The following is a 3493-nucleotide window of genomic DNA, read 5'->3' as shown; positions in this document are numbered from 1 at the left end:
CCGCCACCACCGCTGCCACCACCGCCACCGTTCATCCGTTCGGCTCGGTTGGCGATCCGGGGGTCGGGTACAGAACGCCCCGTCCGACCCCACCACCTCCCCCGGAGGCATCCGTGCCCGACAAAACCGGCCCCTACAAGCCCGGCACCCCCTGCTGGGTCGACCTGATGGTCCCCGACCAGCAGGCCGCCCTCGACTTCTACTGCGATCTCTTCGGCTGGCAGGGAGAGATCGGCTCCCCGGAGACCGGCGGCTACTCCGTATGCCTGCTCAAGGGCAAGCCCGTCGCCGGAATCATGAAGGCGATGGGCCCTGACGGCTCCGTGCCCGACCCGATGCCGCCGACCGCGTGGACCACGTACCTGGCCACCGACTCCGTCGACGCCACCGTCAAAGCCGTCACCGACGCGGGCGGTACGGTCGTGATGGGCCCGCAGGACGTCATGGACCTCGGCCGGATGGCCGTCATCGCCGACCCGACCGGCGCCGTCGTCGGCCTGTGGCAGGCCGGCAGCTTCGACGGCGCGGGCATCGTCAACGAGCACGGCGCTCTCATCTGGAACGAACTGAACACGGGCGACACCCGTGCCGCCGCCGAGTTCTACGGGGCGGTCCTGCCTCTTGAGGCCGCGCCCACACAGATGGCCGGCGCCGAGGGCTACATCGAGTTCAAGGTCGGCGGACGCGCGATCGGCGGCATGATGGACCTCGCCGCTCTCCCGCCGGGGGTCCCGCCGAACTGGATGCCGTACTTCGGCGTGGACGACGTCGACAGCATCCAGAGCGCCGCCGTGCGCGCGGGCGGATCGGTGCTCGCTCCGGCGTTCGACATGGTCGCCGGCCGTATGGCGGTGCTCGCGGACCCGCAGGGCGGGGGCTTCTCGGTGATCAAGGCCGGGGCGCCGCAGCAGCCGGAGTAGCCCCGGCGGGCCCGGCCGCCCGACTTGGGGGGGCCGGGCCTTCCCCGTTTCAGGGACCCCACGCTCATCACTCGTTCAAAGGGTGACTCTTCCGCGGCGGTGCGCGGCATCCAGCAAGCCGACGCCCAGATTTGTGCTGCCCCGGATCGGTCCCTGAGATGCGTCACCATCTTGACCGGTGACGCATCCCGTGCGAAAGTCAGATCATCGCGCATCGCCGTGCACGTGAACGGACGAACGGACGAGGGGGCTTCACATGATCAACAGGCGGGGGTTCAGCAAGGCGGTAGGGCTGGGGACGGGTGCGGCTGCCCTCTCCCTCACGGGGCCGCACGGTCCGCAGACCGCGTCCGCCGCCCCGCGCCACGAGCCCACGACCCCGATCTCGGCCTCGGCCCCGGCCATGCCCTCGGCCCCGGCGGTGGCGACCGGCACGCACACCGCGTTCAGTCGGCCGAAGCAGATCAGGGCCGGGCTGCTGAACGTCGGCTATGCCGAGTTGGGGCCCGCCCACGGTCCCGCCGTCATCTGTCTGCACGGCTGGCCGTACGACATCCACAGTTACGTCGATGTCGCGCCGATCCTGGCCGAGGCGGGCTACCGGGTCATCGTCCCGTACCTGCGCGGCCACGGCACGACACGCTTCCTCTCCGCCCGGACGTTCCGCAACGCCCAGCAGTCCGCCATCGCACTCGACATCATCGCCCTCATGGACGCCCTGAAGATCGAGAAGGCCGTCCTGGCCGGGTTCGACTGGGGCTCGCGGACCGCCGACATCATCGCCGCGCTCTGGCCCGACCGCTGCAAGGCCCTCGTGTCGGTGAGCGGGTACCTCATCACCAATCTCGAGACCAACCTGAAGCCGCTGTCCCCGAAGGCCGAACACACCTGGTGGTACCAGTACTACTTCGCCACCGAGCGAGGCCGGCAGGCGATGGAGGACGAGAACCTGCGCCGTGAGCTGACCAGACTCGTCTGGGAGACGGTCTCCCCGACGTGGGCCTTCGACGACGCGACCTTCGAGCGTACGGCCGCGGCCTTCGGCAATCCCGACTACGCGGCCGTCGTCATCCACAACTACCGGTGGCGGCTGAGCCTCGCGGACGGGGAACGCCGTTACGACGCGCTGGAGAAGCGGCTCGCCGCGCGGCCGTTCATCCGGGTTCCCACCATCACTCTCGACGCCGAGCGGGATCCCTTCACGGCTCCGGGCAACGGCACCTCGTACCGGGACAGGTTCACCGGTGCGTACGAGCACCGCACTCTCACGGGGATCGGCCACAACCTGCCGCAGGAGGCGCCCGCCGCCTTCGCCCAGGCGGTCCTCGACGCGGACAGAATGTGACGCCACCGTCACCTGACAGCAGGGTGACGCTTGGCCCTGCCCCGTGAGCGTCATCTGTCACCGCAGCCACATCCCCACGACCGAACGGAGTCCAGCCATGGAGAGCACCCACACGACGGACAATGCCGCGGCGGCACGCCGAGCACGGTTCGGCAGCCTGCCCGGCCGGATACGCCAGGAGGACATGGTCGAGGAGAAGGCGGCCACGCCGTCCGACCCGACTCGCTACGCTTTCAATGCCGAGGCCTCGTGGAGGTCCTTCTCCTGCCTCGCTGTCGACCTGGGCCTGTGAGCGGCCTTGTTTCCCGGCCGCGGCTGTCCGCCGCCTCGGCGGCGCGCGGCGAGGCTTGCGTCGCTCTGTCGTCACCTGTCAAAATGGTGATGTGAACCTCGACCATGTCTTCGTCTGCGGAAACCCGGCACTCGACTTCGTCGCCACCCTGCGAGCGCGCCGCTCGCTGTGCTTCGAGATGTTCGCCGCGCCGGACAGGCTGAACGCGTGGTACGTGGAATCCGGCATCGTCGACGCGGTCTCCCCCTGCCGGGAGGCCGATGTCGAGGAGGCGACCACCGTACGGGAAGCCATGTACCAGCTGGTCACCGCCCGAAGGCTCGCGGAGAAATACGACGGCGCCGCACTGACCGTACTCAACAACGCGGCACACAGGCCGTCGGCGGTGCCCCAGCTGACCCCCTCGGGACGATGGACGCAGGCGACCCCGGAGGAAGCTCTCTCCCTGGTGGCGCGCCACGCCATCGAGCTCCTGAACGGACCGGACGTGCCCCTGCTCAAGGAGTGCGGCAACCCGGAGTGCACCCGCACCTACATCGACCGCTCACGCGGCATGCGTCGGCAGTGGTGCGGGATGGAGTCCTGCGGCAACAAGATCAAGGCAGCGGCATACCGCGCCCGCAAGAAAACCACTCCCGCAGCGGCTCGCTGACCCGCCTGCCTCTTGCCCGGCCCTCCGCGCAGATGAGGTGAGGGCGCCTGCGCGTCTCCGTAATGTCGGTCGTGGCGCAGGGGCGTGCTGATCACGCCTGGCCGGCGCGGATCGGTACGTGGTCAGGACTGTGGTCAGGACTGTGGTCACCCGTCACGTCGTAATCAAGCCGTGATGGCTGGAACCGCATTTTTGTCCTCCATGTATGTCCTTTGAGGGGCGCCTCTTCCGCACCTTGCCCCCGTGAGCCCGTCAAACGGCCACCCGCCCCATCGCCGCCGCGC

Annotated in this window: 4 protein-coding genes; all 4 read left to right on the top strand. The window is 69.3% G+C overall.

The window, feature by feature from the left end; translation table 11 throughout:
• Positions 1-113 precede the first annotated feature (113 nt).
• Positions 114-920 carry a VOC family protein gene (locus tag ACJA3G_RS33300; RefSeq protein ID WP_406556765.1) on the top strand — a complete coding sequence of 269 codons (807 nt, stop codon included), beginning with the start codon at positions 114-116 and terminating at the stop codon, positions 918-920.
• A 256-nt stretch (positions 921-1176) separates the two neighbouring features.
• A complete protein-coding gene (locus ACJA3G_RS33295; protein ID WP_406556764.1) occupies positions 1177-2265 on the top strand; it encodes an alpha/beta fold hydrolase in 1089 nt (362 codons plus the stop codon).
• A 97-nt stretch (positions 2266-2362) separates the two neighbouring features.
• Positions 2363-2557, top strand: a complete 195-nt coding sequence (locus ACJA3G_RS33290) for a hypothetical protein (RefSeq protein ID WP_406556763.1) — start codon at positions 2363-2365, stop codon at positions 2555-2557.
• Between the two features lie 91 nt (positions 2558-2648).
• Positions 2649-3209: a CGNR zinc finger domain-containing protein gene (locus ACJA3G_RS33285; protein ID WP_406556762.1), complete on the top strand. Its 561-nt coding sequence runs from the start codon at positions 2649-2651 to the stop codon at positions 3207-3209.
• Positions 3210-3493 lie beyond the last annotated feature (284 nt).

It is taken from the genome of Streptomyces sp. YS-3 (assembly GCF_045257485.1).
Lineage (GTDB): Bacteria > Actinomycetota > Actinomycetes > Streptomycetales > Streptomycetaceae > Streptomyces.
This window is presented reverse-complemented; position numbering and strand designations above follow the sequence as displayed.

Bases quoted from the DNA above. Each gene is read 5' to 3' on its own strand.
- ACJA3G_RS33290 (WP_406556763.1), top strand. From the start codon at position 2,363: ATGGAGAGCACCCACACGACGGACAATGCCGCGGCGGCACGCCGAGCA.
- ACJA3G_RS33295 (WP_406556764.1), top strand. From the start codon at position 1,177: ATGATCAACAGGCGGGGGTTCAGCAAGGCGGTAGGGCTGGGGACGGGT.